Here is a 23,249-nt window from a genome sequence, read left to right as displayed (position 1 = left end):
GGCACTCAGTACTGAAGGGCTAGATCTTGTTCTCTGAACCGGCAACCGGAAGGTTGGCGATCACAGGAGAGCTGCCCGTGAAGCCGTCGCGGGCCGCGGCGAGTTCGTGGATTTGCTTGCGGCACAGGTACCAGCCAACCACAATGAGCGCACAGGCGATGGCCGTGACCAGCATGGTGAGCGGGGAGTCGATGAACACCATCACCAGCACGCCCACCAGGAACAACAGCGAAAGGTAGCCAGTGTAGGGGGCGCCGAACATCCGGAAGGACGGACGCTTCAGCCAGCCCTTGTCCGCCCAGCGCTTGAGCTGCATCTGGCACAGGACGATGGTTGCCCAGGTGACGATGATTCCTACGGAAGCGACGTTGAGGACGATCTCGAAGGCGTCGGCCGGGACCAGGTAGTTCAGCGGAACACCGAGCAAGGAGACACCGGCGGTGATGGCGATGCCGCCGTAGGGGACACCGGCCTTGTTCATGCGCTGGGCGAACTTCGGAGCCGAACCGGCCACGGACATGGAGCGCAGGATGCGGCCGGTGGAGTACAGTCCGGCATTCAGGGACGAGAGCGCCGCCGTGAGGACCACGAGGTTCATGATCACGTCCACGCCCTGCACGCCGATGTGGCCGAAGAAGGTCACAAACGGGCTGACACCCTTGACGTAGGAGGTGTACGGCAGCAGCAGCGCCAGCAGGATGACGGAACCCACGTAGAAGACGGCGATGCGGAAGACCACGGAGTTGATGGCCTTGGGCATGATCTTCTCGGGGTTCTCCGTTTCACCCGCGGCGGTCCCCACGAGCTCGATCGAGGCGTAGGCGAACAGCACGCCCTGCATGAGCATGATCATGGGCAGCATGCCGGTGGGGAAGATCCCGCCGTGGTCCGCGAGGAGGCTGAAGCCCACTTCCTGGCCCGGTACCGGCGTGCCGAAGATGACGAAGTACGTGCCGATCACCAGGAACGCCGCCAGGGCAGCCACCTTGATCAGGGCGAAGTAGAACTCCATTTCGCCGAAGACCTTGACCGAGACCAAGTTCAGGCAAAGCACCACCAGAAGCGCGATAAGTGCCCAGGCCCACTGCGGGACGACGCCGATCCAAGGGACATATTTGCCGAAAAAGTTCATGTAGAGGGCCGCGGCGGTGGTGTCGACGATGGTGGTGGTGGCCCAGTTGATCCAGTAGAACCAACCGGAAACGAACGCAGCCTTCTCGCCGAAGAACTCGCGGGCGTAGGAGACGAAGGAGCCCGACGACGGGCGGTGCAGCACGAGTTCGCCGAGGGCGCGCAGGATCAGGAAGGCAAAGAAGCCGCAGACCGCATACGCGATGACGAGGGAGGGGCCCGCAGCGTTGAGGCGGCCGCCGGCACCCAGGAACAGGCCGGTGCCGATGGCGCCGCCAATTGCGATCATCTGGATCTGACGCGGCTTCAGGCTCTTGTGATAGCCCTTGTCCTCGGCGTGGAGGAGCTTTTCAGTGGCGTGCGCCTGTGGCGGGACCGTGTGGTCCGTGATGGGTGCATTGGTCATGGGAATCCTTAGGGGTGTCCTGTTGGGGGTCCGGATCTCGCCGTCCGGCCTGTATTTTCGCGCGTTCAGGCCCGACGGCGGCTGGTGGGGGCCGCCGTCATCGGTCGTCTTGCGCGGCTCAGCCTAGTTGCTGAGGTTGGCCAGGCGTTCGGGGCGGAGGAGCTCATCGAGCTGCTCCGAGGTCAGCAAGCCGTGTTCGAGAACGAGCTCGGCGACGCCCTTGCCCCTTGCCAGCGCTTCTTGCGCGATGGCCGTGGCGGAGGCGTAGCCGATGTGCGGATTGAGTGCCGTGACGAGTCCGATCGACTGCTCTACCGTGAGGCGCAGGTGTTCGGTGTTCGCGGTGATGCCCCGGATGCAGCGCGACGTGAGTGTGCGGCACGCGGCTTCCAGGTGGGAGATGCTCTTGTGGAGGCTGTGGACGATAATCGGCTCGAAGGCGTTCAGCTGGAGCTGTCCGGCTTCGGCTGCCATGGTGACAGTGACATCGTTGCCGATGACTTCATACGCCACTTGGCTGACCACTTCCGGGATCACCGGATTGATCTTGCCTGGCATGATGGACGATCCCGACTGCACAGCCGGGAGGTTGATCTCGCCCAGTCCCGCACGCGGTCCGGAGGACAGCAAGCGGAGATCGTTGCAAATCTTGGAAAGCTTGACGGCGACGCGCTTGAGCACGCCCGAGAGGTGGACGAACGCACCCACGTCCTGGGTGGCCTCGATGAGGTCGACCGACGTGACCAGGGGCAGGCCGGTGATCTCGGCCAAGTGCCTGCAGGCTGCTGCGGCGTATCCGACGGGGGCGTTCAGGCCGGTTCCGATGGCAGTGGCGCCAAGGTTGATCTCGTGGATGAGCAGCTGGGACTCGGCCAGTCGAGCCCGGTCCTCGCCCACAGTCACGGCGTAACCGCCGAATTCCTGGCCGAGGGTCATGGGGACGGCGTCCTGCAACTGCGTGCGGCCCATCTTGACCACGGTGCGAAATTCCTCGCCCTTTTCCGCGAACGCGACCTGGAGTTCCTGAAGAGCCGAAAGAAGGCCCTGGACCGAGAAAATGGTGGCCAGGTTGACGGCGGTGGGATAGACGTCGTTGGTGGACTGGCTCAAGTTGACGTGGTCGTTCGGGTGCAGCCTGGCGTAGTCGCCCTTGGGGTGGCCAAGGATTTCAAGGGCCCGGTTTGCGATGACCTCGTTGGCGTTCATGTTGGAGCTGGTGCCAGCACCGCCCTGGATGACGTCCACCATGAACTGCTCGTGGAGCTTGCCGTCCAAGATGTCCTGGCAGGCCTGCTCGATGGCGTCCGCCCGTTCGTCGTCCAGGAGGCCGAGCTCGCGGTTGGTGCGGGCGGCGGCGAGCTTGACTGCGGCGAGGCCCTTGACGAGGTTGGCGTTGCTGGCCAGCGGGTGGCCGGTGATGGGGAAGTTCTCGATGGCACGCAGCGTGTGCACGCCCCAGTAGGCATCAGCAGGGACGTCGCGGTCCCCGAGGAGATCGTGTTCGGAGCGGAACCCTGGAATTGTCGTGGAGTGCACGGCAGATGTCATTGCTGTCCTTTGGTCTTTGTGCTTGTTTGGCTACGTCAGTTGGACTCAGTCGAAGTCAGTTGGATGCGAGGAAGTTCGCGGCACGGAGCACGCCAACAGGATGGCCGCCGCCCAACACGGGCGCGCTGGCGAGCGTGGCGAGCTGGCCGCCGTCGAGCCCTAGTTCCTCAAGGACGCGGACGGTGACGGGCATGCGGGCGCGGTCGCCGCCGTCGGAAATCTTGATGGCGATGCCGGTGCCGTCCCGCAGGCCGATGAGCTGGAGGCCTTCGAAGCCGTCCTTGGCGAGCAGCCCCGGTACCGTACGCATGATCGCTGTGACGTCGCGACCCTCGCCGGCCACCATCTCGGGGAAGGCGCGCATGGCGTGGGCTACCTGGCCTTCTGCTTCCGTGTTTTCCGCCGCGGCTATACGGCCATAGGCCCGGGCCATGCCGTGCAGGCTGTGGGCAAAGAGCGGGGTGCCGCAACCGTCGGTGCTGATGGCCGCTGCGTCTTCGCCCGTGAGTTCGGTGATGGTGTCCTTCACCAGCATTTGGAGGGGATGTTCGGGATGCAGGTACCCATGGACCGGCCAGCCGTTGATCACGCACGTGGCGGCCATGGAAGCGTGCTTTCCGGAACAGTTCTGTGCGAACTGGGTGGGTGTGCCGCCGGCGCGGAGCCATTCTTCGCGCTCGGCGGTGCCGTAAGGGAGGTCGGTGCTGTTTTCCAACGCGCTTTGGTCCAGGCCGTGCATTTCGAGGATGCGAGCGGCGCCGTCGAGATGCATCGCGGCGCCGGAGTGGCTTGCCGCGGTGAGGGCGAGGAGGTTCTCCGGAAGCTTGAGTCCCGCACGGACCATGGCGACCGCCTGCAGCGGTTTGAGGGAGGACCGTGGGTAGAACGCGGCGTCGGGTTCGCCCGCTTCGAGGAGCGTTTCGCCGTCCGGCCCGACGGCGATAAGGGAGCCGTAGTGGATGCTCTCGACCAAGCCGTCGCGGGTCTGTTCCGCGAGGGGGACGTGGCGTGGGGTGGTTGGATTCGCTGCTGCCGGGGTGGTGGCGGGCATAGCGGTGCGCGTTGCATGCGGGGTGGGCATGAATTCCTTCAGTTGGTGGATCATTTGCTGAGGATGGTGTCCAACGCAACGCTGACGGCGCTGAGATGGTCTGCCATTGCGGCTTCGGCGGCGGGGGCGTCGCCGGCTTCGATGGCTTCGACGATGCGGAGGTGTTCATCGTCTGAAACATGCTGGCGGTCGGCCACCATGTTCAAGGTTTCGGATTGATGGGCCAGGGCTTCGCGGATGTCTGCGACAACGCTTTCGAAGACCTTGTTGCCGCTTGCGCGGGCGATGGCAGAATGGAAACTGGCGTCGAGGCTGACCCAGGTCTCAGGGTCGGTCTCGGCTGCCATTGAATCCACGATTTCCTTGAGGTGTTCAAGGTCTTCCGGGCTGCGGCGCTTCGCCGCAAGGCCGGCTGCCGGGACTTCGATATGCGGGCGGGCCTCGTTGAGGTCCCGTGCCGAGTACTGGCCGAGTGTGAGGTCATTGGCCACCCGGTCCGCTACGACGAACGTGCCTTTGCCGGTCTTGGTCACCGTCAGCCCGAGCGCTGTGCACGAGCGGAGCGCCTCACGTATGACCGAGCGGCTCACGCCGTACTGTGTGGCCAAGGTGGCTTCAGAGCTGAGTTTGGCCCCCACTTCCACGGTTCCGCCTTCGATGTCCTGGCGGATGGCGCTGAACACGGCTTCCGCTGCACTGAAGCGGGCGAGGGGCCGGGAGCTTGATGGCCGCGCCACTTGGGCCGGCCGGGGGACGGCGCCGCTTGTGGCGGTGCGCTGGTCAGCCGCAGCTTTCTGGCTGACGGCTGGCTGTCCAGTGGCGGCCTGTCCGGCTGTCCGGCTGTCTGACAGGTTCACTCTATGAATATGGCACGGGTCACAGGGTGGTGTCAATGTTGGCTTGCTCGGTGAGCCCTCGAATTAAATGCTGAATGCCCCAGATTTAATTGTCTGACGCTCTCATGGCGGCGAGTGGGTTGATTTCTAGGGGCACAGCGGGGCATAGTCTTAATTGTTATGAATACCCTGGCGAAAATCCTGATGCGATGAAGCCCATCGAGTTTCCCGACTTCCTGTTCAGTTCCCCGCTGGCCAAGGCCATCATTGAGCTTGAACGGATTCGTAGCGACATGGGCGACGGAACGACGCATCCTGCGATCTTTTCGCAGTTGAAGGACCTCTTCCAGCTGATGTCGAACATCATGAGCGCGCGTATCGAGGGAAACCGCACATCGATTGTCGACGCCGTGGCGGGCGTGGAACGGGCCGATCGCTATGGCGATGTGCAGTCAAATGATGGTGTTAAAGAGATCGTCCAGCTGCAACAAGCAACGGCCTTCATCGATGCAACGGTGAGCCCGGGAACCACGCTGACACACGGACTTGTTCGGGAAATCCATCGAATATCGGTTGAAGGGCTTGAGCGTGAGGGCGATCGTACGCCTGGCGCATACCGGCTGAGCGATGTCACCATCAGCGGATCTGCCCATCGCCCGCCCGCTCCGGGTGATGTCCACGGTGACATGACTTCACTCCTGGATTTCATCAACGCAGATGTCGAGCAGAACTTTGAACTGTTGAAAATCGCTTTGGCCCACCACCGCTTCGTATGGATTCATCCATTTGGGAACGGAAACGGGCGCGTTGGAAGACTGCTCACGTACGCGGCGATGAGGCGGCATGGGTTCTCCGACGCCGCCGGCTACCGCGGGCTGAACCCCACTGCCGTCTTTGGCCAGAACAGAGGTCTCTACTACGAACGTCTCGAGGACGCGGATTCGCTAGAGCCTGCGGCGCTCGTCCGGTGGTCTACCTATGTTTTGGAGGGACTCCTGGCTGACATGAGGAAACTTTCGATGTTGGGGACTCAGGGTTTCGTCACGGAAGAACTTCTACTGCCCGCTCTGCGAAGAGGACTGCAGACAGCTCGGTTTACGGCGAATGAAGCAAGCGCCCTGTTCATCGTCGCGAAGAAGGGGGAAGCGAAAGCCGCCGACCTTGAATCCGCTTTCCCGGGTTCGGCTGCAACGCGTAGCCAGAACATCCGGAAGCTCCTTGATCGAGGCGTCATCGATCCGATTGGCGACGGTAGGAGGACTTACCGCCTGCGCCTGGTACCGAGTGAATTGACACCGTTGCTGACATGGCGCCTCGACCAGATGGGATTCCTGCCTCAGATACTGAGAGACACTCGATAGGCCAGTCGGTCGAACCGGCATTCCTGAGGCGAACCAACTGCTGCCGGAGCATAATTACATCCATGGCCAACCGTCCGCGCGGGGGATGGGATTCAACGACACCGGTAGCACCGCCCATCACGGTGGAGGTGCCGGTCCTCGGTGTCGGGGCTGAGCCTTCGGACTATGAGCAGTTGGCGCGGTACGTGTTTGCCTTGCGCAGGCCGCGGGGATTGCACATGACGCTGTTGCACTTGGGCGTCCTGGATGACTTTTGCCGGGACGTGGCCGATTGGACCAAAGGCAACACAAGCGCCGAGTCCGCCCTGCTCAAGACCATCGCGTGGCTTGAAGCCCTGCCGGTGCTGGATGCCTTCTCCGGTAGTGCCGAGCGGCTGATCGTCCTAGGCAGCGGCGGAGTGTGCGGGCTGGAAGTGGATGTGCCCGCCTCGGTGCGCGACTATCAGGTCTCCCTCGTGCACGCCCTTCATGAACTCCTGGATGAACTGCTGGTCGACAACATCGACGACTTCATCCTCAGCTCCCCTGCCCTTGGATTCCGTTCGCCTCACTGGGTACCCCATGTGGCTGTGGGCAGGCCGATGCGCGGGGGCCGCGGACCGTGGGAGATTGGCCAGGTGGGAATTGATTTCGGCGAATCGCGGATCAGGAACCGCCACGTCCTCCGGGATAGCGGTCCCGGCTGAGGGCTATCCGTGGCTTCTGAGCCGGAGCGTCCGGGCCTGGCGGATGGCGGCCAGGGCAACGGCGCTGGCTGTGATCCTGAGGGCGTGCACCTTGTACCACCGCTTCAACAGCGGATTGCGGCGCGTCTCGTCGAGCGGCTGGGGGCTGAAGAACAGCTTGGGGTTGACGGATCGAAGCAGGTAGGCCGTAGCGGCCGCGCCCGTGATGGAGCTGGCGGCACCCACTATCAACCAAGGTCTGCTGCCGGAATGCTTCCACCCGGTGATCAGGGCTGCGACGGCGGCAGGGGCACTGAGCGGTGCGATCGGTGCGTAGTAGCGCCCGGGGCTTCCCGCCCCAAAGGGGGTTCGAGGGAGTCCGGGGCTCGCTTCCGAGGCCGCGACCCGGTCCGGGATTTTGACGAGCGCCTCATAGAGATTGCCGAAGAACCAGTGTGCGTGGGTGAACTCCGCGACACCCAAGAGCCGGTCAGCGAACACATCCCGACGGTCTGAAGAAGTCTGTCCCATGCCCACAATCTACAGCCGATGCAGAGCAGCGGGCATGTAGTTCGCCTTCCCCGCAAGCTGGACGGGCTATATGGTCAACACCATGGTCTGAGGACCGTGAGGCCAAACGAGCAGCGTGATGGAGGACTACCCGTGGTCAAGATCCATATGATTTTGCCCGCAAATGTGCGCCATCGTTCCGGGGGAAACATCTACAACGCGAGGCTGGCTGAAGCCCTCCGCGCCCAGGGCGCAGAGGTCTCGGTCTGCAAGCTCGACGGCGACTGGCCTTCGGGGAGTGCCTCAGACCTGAGCAGCTTTGCCGACGCACTTTCCGGAGGCGATCAGTCCATCTACATTGTCGATGGCCTGATCGCCACGGGCGCGCCTATGGAAATCGAGACAGCGACCGCTACAGGGCACCACGTTTGGGTGTTGCTTCACGTGCCCCCTTCCGGCGAGGATCCAGTGGAAACGAGCGCGCTCCGCACAGCGACGGGTCTTATCTGCACTGGTTCCCGTTCCGCCGATGCAGCCAGAAGCTTAGGCCTGAGCAACGTGCACCTGGCGACCCCCGGTGTAGATCGCCCATCGAAAAAACGCCCAAGTCGACGAGGCGCTGCGGCGGCACCGCATTTCATGATGGTGGGCGCCTTACTCCCCAATAAGGACCAGATCTTCTTCGTCGACGCGCTGGCCCGGATCAAGGACCTGGCGTGGACCGCGGCGCTCGTGGGGTCCACAAAAGCAGACCCCTCCTACGCCGCCGCCGTGCGGGAGCGTATCCTCCGGAATGGACTTGGAAAGCGGGTGGAAACCACAGGTGAGCTTTCCGGCCCGGCCTTGGAAGAGCAGTGGCTCCGTGCTGAACTCAGTCTGTTGATCTCACACTCGGAGTCCTTCGGCATGGTGGTCCAGGAATCCCTGGCTCACGGCATACCGGTAGTCGTGCGCAAGGGAACCGGCGCCGTCGAAGCGCTCGGCGCCCACGGTGCCGGTGAAGCGATCGATCTCACGGCAGGAATCGGATCGTTGGAGAAGCTCCTTCGGAGATGGCTCGGCGACCCTGCCCTGCGGGAGGGATGGCGGGCAGCAGCCGAGGCAGCCAGCAGTGTGTTGCCGCGATGGGAAGACACGGCACGGGAGGTCCTTCGCGCCGTTACGGCGACGTAAGGGCTTCCCTAGAGGTGCTGGATGCCTGCCCGCTGCATCGCGTCCCTGTAGGTTTCGATGTTCTTGGCCAGGAGTTCCTGCTGCTTCGCCTCGGACAAGGCAAATGCCCGTCCACCGAGCGCGCTGGCCTTGTAGACCTTGATCCCGTGCTGCCGGAGCGGCGAGTGGTAGGTCTTCTCAAAGAGTGCCAGGAAAGCGGCGGCCTCCGCGCCGTGAGCGACGACGGCGGAAACCCGCTTGTTGATCTTGAGGAACTGGCGGAACGGGCGGAGACCGTCGGTCTTCTCCTGTGCGCTCAGTGCCGGCGGCAGTTCCGGGTCGCGGACCCAAGGGTAGCAGTTCCACGGCATGACATAGCGGACGTCCAAGTCGGCTGAGTCATAGATCAGCTGCGCACGTCGGGCGGCGTCGTCGTCGTTCAGGTGCGATACGAAACCCGAGGTGGGAGCCCGCCCCGGGCTGGTCTGGAGGGTGACGATCCGGCACTCATCTTCGTCATGCACCGGATCGATGTAAGGCACGGTGGAACCGGGCCTTTTGGCCATCAGTTCGTCGCACAGCTGCGTCACCGCAGCAATGTTGGGCTCCTGTAGCAAAGCCCTTTTTTCGTCCCAGTCAATGGTCACGTTCTCTCCTTCGGCAGCGCGGCGTCCAGAATCGGCGTCTCTTGTCACTTTACGCGTCGCTCACGCTCCTGCAGAGCCGAGGGACAAAACTGCTCGACGCCGGGCCTTGCAGCGAGCTTCCCGTCCTGCTTTTCCGCGGGCTACTGTCCCTTCAGTTTCTGCATATCGCGCCGGTCCTTCTTGGTAGGCCGTCCTGCGCCGCGATCGCGCTGCGGCAGCCCGAGGGCTGGCGCGGCGGGGCGCTCCGGAGTGCGGTCGGTAAAGCAGTGGGACGCAGCTTCGGCCCCTACCCTCTTTGCAATGAGCCTGCGGACCTCAAGGATGCGCTCGAAGCCGGGCTGCCGTACACGGATGGTGTCGCCGATAATCACGGACTGCGAGGCCTTGACCGGGTTCCCGTTGATTCGCACGTGTCCCGCCCTGCAAGCGGTCGTCGCTGCGGAGCGGGTCTTGTAAGCGCGGATAGCCCACAGCCAGGCGTCAATGCGCACATTGCCGGTTTTTGATGCTTGGGCGGAAGTCGGAAGGCTAGTCATGATTGCGAACGAGTATAGTCGGCGCGCGGCCTGGGCTGTTGTCCACGAAGCCGATTACCGGCGTCGAAGTTCCGCGTATTCAAGGTGCGGGACGACGGTCCCCGCGTCGCGCTCCAGGAAGTTGGTGCCGGGCGCCACGATTTCGTCAATGGCATCCAGGACGGCTTCGTTGAGGACAACATCCGCGGCCTTGAGGTAATCGACCAGATGGTCCTCCGTGCGTGGACCGATAACCACGCTGCTGACGGCCGGGTGATTCAGGGCGAAGCCGACAGCAAGCTGGATAAGGGTGAGTCCATGCCGTTCGGCGACGCGGGCCAAGGCGTCGGCCGCCAGGAGTTTGTTCCTGTTGAAAGGTGCCGAGACATCGAAGCGCCCGGGAACGGCCGACGCGCGGGAGCTTGCGGGCTGGGGGACTCCCACGCGGTAGTTTCCGGAGAGCCAGCCGCCGTCGAGCGGTCCATAACTGAGCACGCCAAGGTTGTACTGCTGGGTGATCGCGAAGACGTCGCGCTCATTCGCACGGACCAGCAAGGAATAGGGCACTTGATCCACCACCGGCGGTATGAGGTGGTTCGTGGTGGCGATCCACTGTGCCTCCACAAGCTGCGACGGCGTGAACACCGACGTTCCGTAGTAGAGGATCTTGCCCTGCCGGATGAGGTCGTTGAGGGCCGTGATCGTTTCCAGGACGTCGGTGTTGTAGTCCGGACGGTGCGCTTGGTAGAGGTCGATCCGGTCCGTCTGCAAGCGGTGCAGGCTGCCTTCCACCGCTTTCATGATCCAACGCCGGGAATTGCCTGCATGCGCGGGATTCGACCCCATTTGTCCGTGGAACTTGGTGGAAAGGAAAACGTCATCCCGCCTGCCATGCAGGGCGCGGCCGACAATAGCCTCTGCCTCGCCCTGGGAATAGATGTCGGCGGTATCGACACTCGTGATGCCGGCGTCCAGGGCCGCATGGATAATGCGGATGCTTTCTTCGGCGCCTGTGGGCGCCGAGCCCGTCCCGAGGTTGAGGGTTCCCAAGGTGAGGGGGCTGATCAGGGCGCCTGTGCGTCCCAGGGTTCGAAGCTCGTCGAGGCTCATCTCCGGCTTCCTCCGTGAAGAATCAAGGCTGTGCAATGGATTGACACGACGCTACACATGCCGTGGCCGGGGCACTCGAAAAACGTACAAATTCTTCGCTTTTCGTATTGCGGGGTAATGAAAACAGCGCATGACGAATTATGAATTGACTTGAATCGACACGCGAATACACAAATATTGCCGTTATTGGCTTCCGGTGAATTAGTAGAAGGCAGGCACGAAACTACAGAGAAAGGAACCCGCCATGACCCAGGCAACGGTGGATGGAGCCGCTTCGATCAAGCAGGCGTTCGCGCAATTTCCCTCAGGCGTGGCGGCTTTCAGTGCCATGGTCGGCTTCGCACCGGAGGCCCTGGTGGCATCGAGCTTCACAGTCGGAGTCTCGCTCGAACCACCGCTGGTCATGTTCGCGGTGCAGAATTCCTCCACCACGTGGCCCAAACTCCGGCGCGCCCCTCGTCTGGGTGTTTCCATCCTGGCCCAAGGCCAGGAAGCCGTGTGCCTGCAGCTCTCCTCTCGGACCAAGGACCGATTCGAGGGCCTTGCGACCTCGACGAGCGACGCAGGTGCGGTGCTGATCGACGGCGCGGCGCTCGTGCTTGAATGCGAAGTGGTCTCCGAAACCCCCGCGGGCGACCACGCGATCGTCGTCCTCGAAGTGAAGTCCGTAGAGATCAACCACGACGCCGAGCCCCTCATCTACCACGGGGCCGGGTTCAGGCAACTGGCCGCCTGAGGCTGGGCGCGGCCCCAACTAACTCGCAGTAGGTGTCGTTATCGGGCGCCAAAACGACAACAAATGCGAGTTAGTTGGGTCAGCCGGGGACTACGGGCGCTATGCCCGGGGGCGGGCACCGGCAGAGGCTGTCACGCGGCCGGAAGAGACAGGCTTGCCGCCATGGGGGTCTCCCCGGTGTTCGCGGACCGCCGCGGCAGTCTCGGGCGACTCCGCGGCGTTCCCTTCAACGGGTTCCTTGTCAGAGGCTGGCGCTTCTTCATCGCCTGACGCTTTCTGCGCCCGTTCAGCTTCGCGTGCTGCCGCCCTGGCGTCTGCCTCGGCGACGGCGGCGGCCCACTCGCTGTTCAGCGCCGGAGGATCAAGCTTTATCGCGACCACAAAAGGATGTTCCTTCGCCTGGGTTGTGGCTACAGCGGTGGCCGTGGCCGCGATTCCGTCCTTGATCTGGACGGGCTTGGGCCACGTCCGTGGGTTAACCAGCGACTTCCATGGGACGTTCCGGACAGCAGACCACCACGCAGACCACAGCAACCTTGTGGTCTCAAAGATTCCAGGACGCGGTTTCCGGGGAAAGGATGGCTCGGCGCCCAGCAAGGCGTCTTCCACCATCGATTCCTCGGAATCCGACGACGGGACGGGGGCGCGCCGAGGCCTTGGGGGCAAGTGCACCACCGGCACGGCATCGCGCTTCGGGAAGATCCCCACCATCGCGAGCAGGATGATCCAAACCAGCTTCGCGACGCCGGCCAGCACCAAGGTGACAACCATCAGGAAGGCCAAACCAAGGAACATCAGCAAAGCCAACCCGAGCGTTCCAAAAAAAGTCAGATTGAGGCCAAGTGTTGTTGGATCCTCCACGTAGCCTCCTCGAGCCAGAGTTGTGGGGTGGACGCCGCAACCGTAGGTCTGCGGGCATGTCATCTAGCCTAAGGGCGAAATGTTAATGAATCATCCGCCAAACTCCGGCTCGCCGAGGTTGTTTCGAAGCTGTTATCTGCTGTGACAAAATTTGTTGCCTAGCTCTCACCTTCTCTTCCAGATAGGGCTCCAATGCCACTCGATCCGGCCCGCCTCCGACTAGGCGCTTGCCCTTGTTTGTCCGGAGAGCAGTACACCGAGTGCTGTGGACGCTTCCACCGCGGAGACGCCGACGCGCCCACGGCAGAACAGCTCATGCGTTCGCGCTACTCGGCCTTTGTGGTCCTTGACGGCGATTATCTTCTGCGCACGTGGCACCCGGAAACCAGGCCTGCCACGCTGGACCTGGACCCGGACATTGAATGGCGCCGGCTGGACATCCTGGCGACGCACCGAGGTGGCCCCTTGGACACCGAAGGGACGGTCGAGTTCGCGGCGCACTACCGTTCCGACGGCGAACGCGGCGTCCAGCGCGAAAACAGCCGCTTCCTGCGGATCGACAGGCGCTGGTACTACCTCGACGGCGACGTCGGCTAGCGGTACTTCCGGTGCAGGCTCTCCTTCGACGACGCACCCGGGGTGGCGTCGGCGATCCATGGACCCGTTCCTTCGGATTGGTCCAGGATTCCGGCCTCAAGCCAGGCGTAGTCGCCCGCGAGCACGTTCGAGGACAACTCGTGATCGATGTCGTCGGTGTTCCGCCACAACTGATCGAAGTATCCGTCCACGCGAATCCGCGCCTGTTCGCAGTAGGCCTCGGCGAGCTCGTACGCCGCCGCGCCTTGCTCCGGTGCGGTCTGCAGCAGCATCTCGGCCCGTGAACAGCACGCTGCCATGGCAAACAACTCGGCCCCGATATCCACGATCCGGCCGAGGAACGCTTGTTTGTATTCGAGCCTCGCCTGCCATCGGCCCATGCCGTAGAACGTCTGGCGGGCGAGCCGGCGCGAAGCCCGCTCCACATACCTCAGTTGCTTAGCGAGGCGCCCGAACTCACCGTAGGACCGGGGGTCCATGCCGGCTCCGGCCACAAGCTTAGGGAGCCATTTGGCGTAGAAACCAGAGGCGCCGACGGCGGCACGCGCCTTCTCCTGCAAGGTTGCGTCCGCGGAGGCAAGCTCGCCCGCGGCTGACAGGTGGGCATCGACGGCTTCTCGGGCGATGAGCAGGCGCATGATCTCGGACGAGCCTTCGAAGATCCGGTTAATGCGCATGTCCCTCAGCAACTGCTCGGCGGCCACCGCGCGCTCCCCGCGGGCCTCCAAGGAATCCGCCGTCTCAAAGCCACGGCCGCCCCGGATCTGCACCAACTCATCAGCCACGGTGTAGCTGAGTTCAGTGGACCACAGCTTGGCCAGCGCCGCCTCGATCCGCACATCCTTCTGGCCGGCATCGGCCATCTCGGCAGACAGTTCAAAAACAGCTTCAAGGGCAAAGGTGGTGGCGGCGATGAAGGCGATCTTCTTGCCGACGGCCTCATGTTTTCCGACCGGCCGGCCCCATTGGGTGCGGGCGTTGGACCATTCGCGGGCGATCTTCAACGACCATTTGCCCGCAGCCACGCATAGGCCGGGGATGGAGAGCCTGCCGGTGTTGAGCGTGGTGAGCGCGATCTTGAGTCCCTGGCCTTCGCGGCCCAGCCGGTTGGCTGCCGGTACGCGGACTTGGTGGAACCGGGTCACGCCGTTCTCGATGCCGCGCAGGCCCATGAAGGCGTTGCGGTTCTCCACGGTAATGCCGGGGGAGTCCATTTCCACGACGAAGGCTGTGATCCCGCCCTTGAGTGCCGTGCCGTCGGGGGCGGTGCGGGCAGGAACAACCGCCATGACCACTACCAGTTCGGCGATCACGCCGTTGGTGGTCCAAAGTTTGACGCCGTCCAAAAGGTAAGACTCGCCGTCGTCGCTTGGCACTGCGGTGCAGCCCATCCGCGCAGGGTCGCTGCCGACGTCGGGCTCTGTCAGCAAGAAGGCTGTGATGGCGCCGGCCGCGCAACGCGGCAAGTACTCTTGCTTTTGTTCGGGGGTCCCAAAGACTTTGACCGGCTCCGGGACCCCGATCGACTGGTGTGCCGAAAGCAACGCCCCAAGGCTCGGATGGACTGATCCCAGCAGCGCCAACGCCCTGCCGTAGTAGACCAGCGACAGGCCCAAGCCGCCGTACTCGCGCGGAATCTTCATGCCGAAAACGCCTAATTCGGTGAGTCCTGCGAGGTATTCGTCCGGGATTTCGGCATCGCGTTCGATGGCCCGGCCGGACATGGTGCCGCAGAACTCCGTCAGCTTCGCCATGAACTCTTCGCCGCGCTCGATGTCTTCGGCTCTTGCCTGGGGCCAGGGATGGATCAGCCCCAGATCGAAGTCTCCCAAATACAGTCCCTTGGCGAAACTCGGACGGTTCCATTCGGTGTCGCGTGCGGCCTCGGCGACGGCGCGGGCTTCTGCGGCAGTGACGCCGTTGCTTTTGTTGTCAGTGGCGGAGGTCATGGGAGGACTCCTCTTGCCGGTTGTGCCGGTTCGAGCCCAGGATCCGCCTCGGGTGGGGGACCCTTTAGCTGTCCCTCAATGCTACCCGCGGGTAGGTACCTGTGCTAGGGGCGGTTTGCGCCGGGAATTCCACCGGCAGTTCCACTTTTCCGGCCTGGTGGACAAGCTGGTCCCACGCAAAATTGATGCCGTGGACCAGCCCGCCCAGCACGTTCTTCAAGGTGTACCAGGCGAGGCTCCCGGCTCCGACCAACGCAAGCGCGGCCATGGCCGCTACCGCGATGAAGGCTGCCAAAACCAGGCCAAGGATTAATGTTCCCGCGAAGACATAACTGCTGCTGTCTAAGGTCGTCAAGTCGAACTGCATTGGGTCCCCTCCGCAACGCTGCCAAAGCCGACGTCGGAGCGTCGACGTCGTTGGTGTCGACACTAGGGGCGGAATCAATGGTTCAGCCAGCAACAACACCGGCGCGGGGCCTGTTGATACGCGATCGAAACCATACCGGCAGGTAGATCACGGAAGGGTTGCGGTGCACCCTGCGTTAACCTTGTACGGGGCAGTTTCCGGGATTTCCGCTGCCAGAAGGTTCCGCGGCAGCTGAAGGAGAGTAAGTGTCCCGCTCAGCAATGTCCTCAGCCGATGCCATCAGTGCGCGGCTCAGGGACCTCGAACTCCTGACCAAAGGCCCCGCGTGGGCCCTCACACGCTCGGCTCCTTGGGTCATCGCGGTGCTCCAGGCATCCTTCACCCGGACAAGGCCGCAGCTTCCGCTCGAAGAGTTCCATGCCGACGTCGACGCTTTCCTGGAGCAGCTCCGCAGGCAGGATCCCGGGCTGGGCGGCCAGGGGAGCGGCAAGGCATTTGCCGACGAATGGACCCGCAAGCAGTTCCTGACCCGGCGCAGCCAGTCGGGCCAGATCGTCTACGAAATCACCGAGGCCGCCGCGCGCGTCCTGGCTTTCCTGGACAGCCTGTCCAGCGAACGCTCCACCCTCAACGGTTCCCGGCTCGGGACGTTGCTCGGCGACGTCGAAAAGCTCGCCAACGAGACGAACCCGGACCAAAGCGCCCGTTTGGAATCCCTTGAAGAGGAGATCCAGGAGCGTCAGCAGTTGATCGAGGACATCAGCTCGGGCGACTTCGACGGTCTTTTGGACGATGTGGAAGCCGTCGAAGCGGCCGGGAACATCCTGGACCTTGCGGCGAGCCTGCCTGCCGACTACAAGAAGATGCGTGACCGCATCGAAGAATTGGTAGGCGAGCTCCGCAACCAGGTCATCGAGGAATCGCTCAGCAAGGGTGCCACCATGGCGCAGGTCCTGGAGGCAGACAAACGCTTGCGCCAGAGTCCCGAAGGGCGCACGTTCCGCTCATTCACGGCGTTCCTCGAGGACCCGCAGCAACAGTTGCGCTTCCGTTCGGCGATCGGTGACGTGCTGAGCCGCCAATTCGCAGACGACCTCAGCCAGGAGGACAGGGAAACCCTTAAGAACCTCGTGGCGGAATTGCGTACCCAGCACAGCCAGATCCAACGCATCTACGGCCGGCTGTCCGAAAGCCTGAACAACTACATCCAGAGCGATGACATCCGCCAGTCTGTCCGGCTCCGGCAGGTCCTGCGCGAAGCCGAACAGGCTATCCGGTCCATGCCCTACGAACGCGACCGTCCCGGCCTGGTCCGCGGCCCGATGTTGTTCAATGCGGGATTTGAATCGCTCGCCATGGTCAAACTCTTCGATCCGGATGAGTTCGCGGCGCCTCCAAAGCTCGCCGACCCCATCGCGTTCAGCGATTCGGACCGGGTCCGTTCGCTGCGCTCCGCGAAGGCAAGGCCCGACCTCGTCCGCTCCGCCATGGCGGGCGCCTCCACGCTGGCGGGGGCTTGGGCGAACCTCCCGGAGGATGAACGGCACATCAACACTGTCCGGGCACTGCTGTCCGAAGCGCTGCACGGCGGCGCGGCGTTCGACCGGGCAGCCTGGGAAAACATCGACTTCGAACAAATCGATGGCAGCACACGCACCGCGTACCTGCCGCTCGTGACCCTGACTAAGGATTCCGATGACTGACGCCCACCCCACCGAGCATGCCCCCTCTTCGGAGCAAGGAGTGGACATAACGCAGCATGTCCAGTCCGAGGCTTCGCAGGACGGACATGCGCATTCCTCGACGGCGGAAACTGCGGCGTCATCGGCTTCGCAGGATGGACATGTCCACCCGGATCCGTTCCGGGTCACGCCCCGCGACACGTTCGTCGACGGCGCGGCGCTGTTCCCGGGCGACACCGGCGTCCTGCCTATGAAGGTCCGCCAGGCCCTCGTACGGCTGCTCAAGGGCCCCTATGTCGACGGCGGCCGCGACGAAAAGCTCTGGACCACCCTTCTCGACAACCAAGTGATCCTCCGCAGCCGGCTTTCCGAGCTCTTCCTGAACCTGCAACTCGACCACGAACGCAAGATCGCGGTGCTCCGACCCGTCGATCCCGAAGCCATCGGAGGCAGCACCCGCTCAAGCATCCTTCGCCAGCAACGCGCGTTGAGCCGGGTGGAAACCATTGTGCTTCTGCGTCTGAGGCTCCTCCTCGACCGCCATGTCACGGCCCAGAACGACCCGGTGATCACTCGCGAAGAAATCGCCGAACTCGTGGCGCACTACCAGCCATCCGGCCAACAAGATGCCCTCCGTGACACCGACGTCGTCAACCGCACGGTCACGAAGCTCCTTGCCCGCCAACTCCTCCTCGCCACAGGCATCGACGACACCTTCGCGATCTCCAGAGCGCTCCCCCTGGCCCTCCCCTTCGAAAACATCGGCGACATCCCGGCCCAAATCGAGGCACTGATCGCAGTAGCAGCCGACGAATCAGGCACGGAACCCCTCATAGAACTAACAGAACCGGACGACGACGGCGACGACCCCAACCCCAACGTCGCTGAGTCCGACGTGGATGACGCATTAGGCGCCGACACCCTCGCCGCAGCAGCCGATGCCGCCCGGGGAGTGGCATCTAAGGCACTGGCCGAGGGCCCCGACGCGAGCTTGCGAGTGTTGGGAAGGCCACTGCCGCTGTCGGAGCCGGACGGCCTGCTGCTTGCAGCAGTGCCGTCCGGCGAAGGGGCGGGGGCGGCATCGGCTGCGGGGGCAAAGGCGACCACAATAGCGAAGACCACTAGGGAGGCGGCCAAATGACCATAGCGACGATGCTTCCGATCGGCGAACTCACGAACCCGGGCCAGATGCGCCTCGCCTTGGTCCAGGTAGTCAATTGGGGCACGTTCCATGGCGCCCACACGATGCACGTGGACCGCAACGGCACGCTGCTTACGGGCAATTCGGGCGTCGGCAAGTCGACGCTGTTCGATGCCATGCTGCGCGTCTTCGATGCCCGTCCGCGCTCCAACGAGGCTGCGGCACAGCGGGCCGGCGGGGCTGTGGAGGACAAGAGGACCACGTTTACGTACATGCGTGGAAAAGTGGGCGACAAGGCCGTGGGCGAGGGCTCGGCGAGTGCCTTCCAGCGCCCCGGTGCCACCTGGTCCGCCGTCGCGCTGACGTTCGACAACGCGGCCGGCACCAAGATCACTATTTCGGCCCTCTTTGACCTGCCCAAGAACGGCACTGAGTCCAGCGTCGGCCGGTTCTACGTGATTGACAACAAGCCTCTGGATCTTGGGGAGATCGAGGGTATCGCGGAGAAGCGCTTCACCAAGGGCGCGCTGGAGACCATCTTCCCGGACGCCCAGATCTTCGATGTCCACAAGGCCTTTGCGGAGCGTTTCCGCCGGCTTCTCGGCATCAATTCGGACCAGGCGCTCCCGCTTTTGCGCGTGATCCAGGCCGGTAAGGGGCTCGGCGGCAGCGTCAACACGTTCTTCCGCGACCAGGTGCTCGACGCGCCCGCCACGCTCACTGCTGCGGACGACGTCGTCGAGGAATTCAGCAACCTCATGTCCATCAGGCAGCGGCTGGAGGACGTCCGCCAGCAGCGCGATCAGCTCGCCCCCGTTCCCGGGATGAACAAGGAGTATGCCCAGTCGCTGCTGAAGGCCAACCGGCTCCGGGAGCTTAGCGGCGAGGAATTCGACGCCTACAAGCAGCAGCTCTCGGTCACGGTCCATGCAAAGACCTTGGCCCGGTTCAAGGACCTTGCCCAGTCGAAAGCAAAGGAGCTCAGCACTGAGCGGGGTGTCCGGGACGCGCTCGCCAAGGAGCTTCGCCAGCTCGAATCGGATTACAACAACCAGGGCGGGAACGCGATTTCGGCGATCGAGCAGTCGCTCGAAAATGCCCGGGTCGGCCTCAAGCTCCGCCAGCAGGTCGAGGAAGCGGCCCGCCAAGCATTGGCCGACGCCGGACTCAACCTTGAGTGGACGGCTGACGGTTGGGAGCAGGCCCACGAGCAGGCCGCGAGCCGCTCGGCCGAACTCAAGGACGATTCCGAAGCGCTGAGGGAACTCCGCTTCGAAGCATTCGACGGCCACGCCACCAAGAAACGTGAGCTCGCCGCAGCCCAGCAGGAGCTCGTCTCGCTGAAGACGCGCAAGTCCCTTCTGCCACCGTCGAGCATTGAAAACCGCGCCGCGATCGCCGCAGCCACCGGCGTTCCGGAGGACCGTATGCCCTTTGGAGGCGAGCTGATCGACCTCGCCGAGGGGGAGGAACAGTGGCGGCCCGCGGCCGAGCGCGCCTTGCGTAACCTCGCAACGACGCTGCTGGTTCCCGGCGAGCACTTTGCCGCCGTCACGCGCTACCTGAACGACAACACCGTCCGCGGAGCGCTGCGGGCAGTGGATGTTTCCAAACCGCTCGCGGGCGGCGCTTTGGCTGTGGAGGACGTGTCCGACGGCGACCTGTTGACGAAGCTGAACATCCTCACGTTGGGGGCGAGGGGCGACTCCGTCGCAGAGGCAGCTGAGTGGATCCGCGAGCGGATCGCCCTCGATTTCGCCTACCCGTGCGTGGAAGACCCCGACGAGCTCGCCCAGCTGGACAAGGGCCTGAGCCTGGGCGGAGTGGTCAAGCGCAACAGGCACACAGTCGAGAAGGACGATCGCTTCACGAGCCGGCAGGACTACGTTCTCGGTTTCGACAATGCTTCCAAGCTGGAGCTCGTGGCGGCGAAGGTCGGCGAGCTCGAAAATGAGCTTCTGAAGGCCGCGGAACTCGCCCAAAGCCGCGAGGATTCCCACCAAGGCATGACGCGCCAGCTCGAAGCGTTGCGCCGCATCGCCGACGACGAGCGGGGGTGGGAACAGGTCTCTGCAGCAGTGGCGGCCGAGGAGCTCGCGAAGATCGAACAGCGGCTCAAGGATGCCTTGGCAGCGCAGGCCGACTTGGAACCTTTGCGCGCAAACATCGAGGCCGTGCGCGAAAAGCACCAGTTCTCCACAGGCTCGGCGGCGGTGTTGCAGAGCGAGTACAAAACGCTCGACCACCAGATGACCACGGCTGACGCCCTTCTGGATGCTGCGCGCAACCGCCTTGACCAGGCGCCGCCGTCGGGCGCTACTGTCACTGCCCTCGAACCGTACTTCAGCGCATTCGGCGGGGTGAGCGAGCTCCACGAACTCGACACACTGGCTGCCGAAGTCCGGAGCAAGCTTCTGGCGGAACTGCACGCCGCCGAGTCGGGCGGGCAGGCATTGGCCGAGCGGCTGACGCGCATGTTCGAAGGATTCGTGCGCGAATGGGGCACCGCCATTTCCGCGGACCACGGCACCTCGATCGGCGCCGCGGGGGAGTTCGAGTCCCGCTATCACCAGATCGTCAGTGAAGGCCTGCCCGCGCAGGAGGCCGAATTCCGGCAGTTCTTTAACCAGCGCACGCACGAATCGTTCAGCACACTGCTCCACCTGCTCGACGAGGAACGCCGAGCCATCACGAGCCGCATCCTGCCCCTCAACGGCATCCTGTCAGAGGTCAATTTCCACGAGGGCAGCTTCCTGGAACTCGACATCAAGCAGACGCTGCCCGCCACCGCGAAGCAGTTCAAGGACGCCATCCACAACGCGTTGAAGACGCGCCACACACGTCCGTCCCGCGCGGCCGGCGCATCTTCGGGCGCCGGTGCCCCGCCCGAGGCGGACGACGAAGTCGAACTCACCAACCGCTACAAGTCGCTCGAAACCCTGGTCAAGCGGCTCGGTTCGCAGACCCCCGAGGACCGGCGGTGGCGAGCCGAGGTGCTGGATGTCCGCGGACATCTGTTCATCCTGTGCAAGGAGCACCGCTCCATCCAAGGCCCGCGGGGTGGCAAGAAGACTGAGGTGTACATGCACGCTGACACCGGATCGATGTCCGGCGGCGAGCGGCAGCGATTCACGGCGTTCATCATGGCAGCGGCCCTGAGCTACCAGTTGGGCATCGCCGAGCAGGGTTTCACGACCTACGGAACAGTGATGATGGACGAGGCGTTCGTCCTGGCCTCGGAGGAGTTCGCCGGTGCAGGCATCAAGGCCCTGCACGAGTTCGGCTTCCAGCTGTTGCTGGCCGCGCCCGAAAACGTCATCGACCTCTCCCGGCACCTTGGTTCCGTCACGGAAATCCTGCGCGACAAACGAACCAACCGTTCCGGCGTGCTCACGGCTCCCGTCATCGGCGGCCCGGGCATGCCCGGCGAATGGCGTTCCGAAGCCAACCCCGTGGACATCGTGCTCCGCTAGCCCCGACGCCCGCTCACATATGTGCCGCTTTCGGCCGACGCTCGCTCACGTATGTGCCGCTTTCGGCGGACGCTCGCTCACTAAAAGCGAGCGCGCGTCCGCCGCCGAGGCGGCTACTTTCCTTGGACCCGCCCCAGGAACTGGGCGGACCGTGACTGCAGTCCGGCGATTTGGCGAACGACGACGGCGGCCGGGTCCGGATTGATCTCATTCGCTGGGGGCTCCTTGCGGACGTTGGCGCAGCAGCCGAATTCTGCGCAGATCAACGTCCCCACGGTGTTGCCGTCGCGACCCGATTGGCCTGCGCGCTTGGCAACCCAAAGATAGACATCGTCTTTGGAAAACACGTCGCGGCACAGCTCGCAAAGAACCGAACGCTTCTTACCGGAGCCTCCCTCGGGCGCGCGCAGCATGATGCCAGTGAGGGCACCATCGTTCGGAAGGACGAGGTAGCCCCGCATCGGCATCTTTTCGTCGCGCCAGCCAAGGAATTCGAGGTTGTCCCAGTCGAGGGAACCGAAATCCTTCGGGAGGTTGAGTTTGGCGGCCTCCGAGCGGCTCGCATTGATGAAAGAGGAACGGATTTGTTCAGTGGTGATTTTCTGCACGGCGAAGTTCTTTCAGATCGTTTGGGCTCCGAAGAGGAAGGACGCTGGCGTCCGGCGATCAGGGGCACAGCAAAGGAACCCTTCGTGTGCTTCTCGTGCGGGGCGGTGGGGCTAGTTTCCCTGGCCGCCGAGCGGGATGGCCGACGCAGAGGGAGATGCAAAGTAGGCCAACACGGCCACCTCGCCAACCATGGCAGCGCCAACGTGTGCAGTGCGCATGCTCATCCTCTCGATCTTCGCCGCTTTCGCGGCCCTGACGCGGTTCGTTGAATCAACCCCTGTCATCTTTGCAAACGCCGCCCTCGGTGTCCAAAGATCCCGTGCGTTTTAGTCCCCGCGGGCCCGACGCACGATCGCGTTTGGGGCGTTTCCTGTCGACGCTGCGGCCGTATGGCCCGGATAGGTGAGCGAGGGTTGGGGGCCGGCAGGGCGTGAATTAATTACGCGACGCAAACGTTTCGTAATTACATGAAGGGTAGACTAACCCTACTTAGGTTTGCGTCACTTACCTAAGGAGTCTCGTGGCTTCCCGCCCCTCACGCCGTGCCCTGTTGAAGACCGCAGGCGCAGCGACCGCAGCCTTTGCCGCCGTCGCACTGTCCCTCACCGCTTGCTCGACCGGCTCAACCCCGACGCTCGCTCACATATACCGTCCTTTTCGCCGACGCTCGCTCACATATGCGGCCAAAAGCCGGAACGCCGGCTCACCTCAGGTGAGCCGGCGTTTGGGCCAAAGGCCTCATAGGTGAGCCGGCCGAAAGTTGTCAAGCTGTGTGGAGTCACTGGGCTGGTTTTTGGGGTGTTTTGTTCTGGGGGAGGTTGATCCCGGCGTGTGTGGCGGGGGCCGGTGTGGTGGGTCGTTGGCGGAATCTTCCTCGGTGTCGTTCGTAGTAGTCCTGGTGG

At 63.6% G+C, this 23,249-nt stretch carries 19 protein-coding genes and 1 pseudogene; 8 read left to right on the top strand and 12 right to left on the bottom strand.

All coding sequences use genetic code 11. The features are described from left to right. Nucleotides 1–19 precede the first annotated feature (19 nt). From AB4074_RS21200 to AB4074_RS21185, 4 genes are all read right to left on the bottom strand, one after another. Nucleotides 20–1,537, bottom strand: a complete 1,518-nt coding sequence (locus AB4074_RS21200) for an amino acid permease (protein WP_441415160.1) — start codon at nucleotides 1,535–1,537, stop codon at nucleotides 20–22. 123 nt (nucleotides 1,538–1,660) lie between these two features. Further along, the gene (locus tag AB4074_RS21195; protein ID WP_441415159.1) at nucleotides 1,661–3,085 is read right to left on the bottom strand and encodes an aspartate ammonia-lyase; all 1,425 of its coding nucleotides are present in this window, start codon (nucleotides 3,083–3,085) and stop codon (nucleotides 1,661–1,663) included. Nucleotides 3,086–3,140: 55 nt separating this feature from the next. After that, nucleotides 3,141–4,166, bottom strand: a complete 1,026-nt coding sequence (locus tag AB4074_RS21190; protein ID WP_441415168.1) for an asparaginase — start codon at nucleotides 4,164–4,166, stop codon at nucleotides 3,141–3,143. A gap of 20 nt (nucleotides 4,167–4,186) precedes the next feature. Further along, a complete protein-coding gene (locus AB4074_RS21185; protein ID WP_441415158.1) occupies nucleotides 4,187–4,993 on the bottom strand; it encodes a FadR/GntR family transcriptional regulator in 807 nt (268 codons plus the stop codon). Nucleotides 4,994–5,181: 188 nt separating this feature from the next. Between AB4074_RS21185 and AB4074_RS21180 the strand changes: the two genes are divergently transcribed. Both AB4074_RS21180 and AB4074_RS21175 read left to right on the top strand, forming a co-directional pair. Further along, nucleotides 5,182–6,333 (top strand): Fic family protein, encoded by a 1,152-nt coding sequence (locus tag AB4074_RS21180; RefSeq protein WP_441415157.1) that lies wholly within the window; start codon nucleotides 5,182–5,184, stop codon nucleotides 6,331–6,333. Between the two features lie 62 nt (nucleotides 6,334–6,395). Continuing rightward, nucleotides 6,396–7,019, top strand: coding sequence for a hypothetical protein (locus AB4074_RS21175; protein WP_441415156.1), 624 nt, complete (start codon nucleotides 6,396–6,398; stop codon nucleotides 7,017–7,019). Between the two features lie 3 nt (nucleotides 7,020–7,022). Here AB4074_RS21175 and AB4074_RS21170 read toward each other — a convergent pair whose 3' ends face one another. Further along, nucleotides 7,023–7,529, bottom strand: a complete 507-nt coding sequence (locus AB4074_RS21170) for a hypothetical protein (RefSeq protein WP_441415155.1) — start codon at nucleotides 7,527–7,529, stop codon at nucleotides 7,023–7,025. A 132-nt stretch (nucleotides 7,530–7,661) separates the two neighbouring features. On the opposite strand from AB4074_RS21170, the gene AB4074_RS21165 reads away from it, so the two are divergent. Continuing rightward, complete coding sequence (locus tag AB4074_RS21165) at nucleotides 7,662–8,681, top strand: glycosyltransferase family 4 protein (RefSeq protein WP_441415154.1); 1,020 nt, start codon at nucleotides 7,662–7,664, stop codon at nucleotides 8,679–8,681. 8 nt (nucleotides 8,682–8,689) lie between these two features. Here AB4074_RS21165 and AB4074_RS21160 read toward each other — a convergent pair whose 3' ends face one another. The 3 genes from AB4074_RS21160 to AB4074_RS21150 all read right to left on the bottom strand — a co-directional run bounded on the left by AB4074_RS21160 (nucleotide 8,690) and on the right by AB4074_RS21150 (nucleotide 10,932). Next, entirely contained in the window at nucleotides 8,690–9,307 is a 618-nt protein-coding gene (locus AB4074_RS21160) for a uracil-DNA glycosylase (RefSeq protein WP_059388685.1), read from the bottom strand. Nucleotides 9,308–9,447: 140 nt separating this feature from the next. Next, nucleotides 9,448–9,843: an RNA-binding S4 domain-containing protein gene (locus tag AB4074_RS21155; RefSeq protein WP_441415153.1), complete on the bottom strand. Its 396-nt coding sequence runs from the start codon at nucleotides 9,841–9,843 to the stop codon at nucleotides 9,448–9,450. Nucleotides 9,844–9,897: 54 nt separating this feature from the next. Further along, nucleotides 9,898–10,932, bottom strand: coding sequence for an aldo/keto reductase (locus tag AB4074_RS21150; RefSeq protein WP_441415152.1), 1,035 nt, complete (start codon nucleotides 10,930–10,932; stop codon nucleotides 9,898–9,900). 244 nt (nucleotides 10,933–11,176) lie between these two features. Here AB4074_RS21150 and AB4074_RS21145 point away from each other — a divergent pair, with 244 nt between their 5' ends. Next, complete coding sequence (locus AB4074_RS21145; RefSeq protein ID WP_441415151.1) at nucleotides 11,177–11,668, top strand: flavin reductase family protein; 492 nt, start codon at nucleotides 11,177–11,179, stop codon at nucleotides 11,666–11,668. Nucleotides 11,669–11,767: 99 nt separating this feature from the next. Here AB4074_RS21145 and AB4074_RS21140 read toward each other — a convergent pair whose 3' ends face one another. Continuing rightward, entirely contained in the window at nucleotides 11,768–12,529 is a 762-nt protein-coding gene (locus tag AB4074_RS21140; RefSeq protein ID WP_441415150.1) for a hypothetical protein, read from the bottom strand. Between the two features lie 192 nt (nucleotides 12,530–12,721). On the opposite strand from AB4074_RS21140, the gene AB4074_RS21135 reads away from it, so the two are divergent. Continuing rightward, a complete protein-coding gene (locus tag AB4074_RS21135) occupies nucleotides 12,722–13,126 on the top strand; it encodes a YchJ family protein (protein ID WP_441415149.1) in 405 nt (134 codons plus the stop codon). Here the strand turns inward: AB4074_RS21135 and AB4074_RS21130 are convergent. Together AB4074_RS21130 and AB4074_RS21125 are read right to left on the bottom strand one after the other, a co-directional pair. Beyond that, nucleotides 13,123–15,075, bottom strand: coding sequence for an acyl-CoA dehydrogenase family protein (locus tag AB4074_RS21130; RefSeq protein ID WP_441415148.1), 1,953 nt, complete (start codon nucleotides 15,073–15,075; stop codon nucleotides 13,123–13,125). The genes AB4074_RS21135 and AB4074_RS21130 overlap by 4 nt on opposite strands. A 64-nt stretch (nucleotides 15,076–15,139) precedes the next feature. Continuing rightward, nucleotides 15,140–15,442 carry a hypothetical protein gene (locus AB4074_RS21125; protein ID WP_437771706.1) on the bottom strand — a complete coding sequence of 101 codons (303 nt, stop codon included), beginning with the start codon at nucleotides 15,440–15,442 and terminating at the stop codon, nucleotides 15,140–15,142. A gap of 245 nt (nucleotides 15,443–15,687) precedes the next feature. On the opposite strand from AB4074_RS21125, the gene AB4074_RS21120 reads away from it, so the two are divergent. The 3 genes and pseudogenes from AB4074_RS21120 (at nucleotide 15,688) to AB4074_RS21110 (ending at nucleotide 21,738) form a co-directional block, all read left to right on the top strand. Next, nucleotides 15,688–17,145 carry a DUF3375 family protein gene (locus tag AB4074_RS21120; RefSeq protein ID WP_441415147.1) on the top strand — a complete coding sequence of 486 codons (1,458 nt, stop codon included), beginning with the start codon at nucleotides 15,688–15,690 and terminating at the stop codon, nucleotides 17,143–17,145. Beyond that, nucleotides 17,138–18,043: pseudogene (locus AB4074_RS21115) on the top strand (DUF4194 domain-containing protein); the annotation flags it as partial. The gene AB4074_RS21120 and the pseudogene AB4074_RS21115, both read left to right, overlap by 8 nt. A gap of 218 nt (nucleotides 18,044–18,261) precedes the next feature. Beyond that, nucleotides 18,262–21,738 (top strand): ATP-binding protein, encoded by a 3,477-nt coding sequence (locus tag AB4074_RS21110; protein WP_441415146.1) that lies wholly within the window; start codon nucleotides 18,262–18,264, stop codon nucleotides 21,736–21,738. 113 nt (nucleotides 21,739–21,851) lie between these two features. Here the strand turns inward: AB4074_RS21110 and AB4074_RS21105 are convergent, their stop codons facing one another. After that, nucleotides 21,852–22,346: an FBP domain-containing protein gene (locus AB4074_RS21105; RefSeq protein WP_441415145.1), complete on the bottom strand. Its 495-nt coding sequence runs from the start codon at nucleotides 22,344–22,346 to the stop codon at nucleotides 21,852–21,854. Nucleotides 22,347–23,249 lie beyond the last annotated feature (903 nt).

The organism is Arthrobacter sp. 2MCAF14, from assembly GCF_052115645.1.
GTDB lineage: Bacteria > Actinomycetota > Actinomycetes > Actinomycetales > Micrococcaceae > Arthrobacter.
This window is presented reverse-complemented; position numbering and strand designations above follow the sequence as displayed.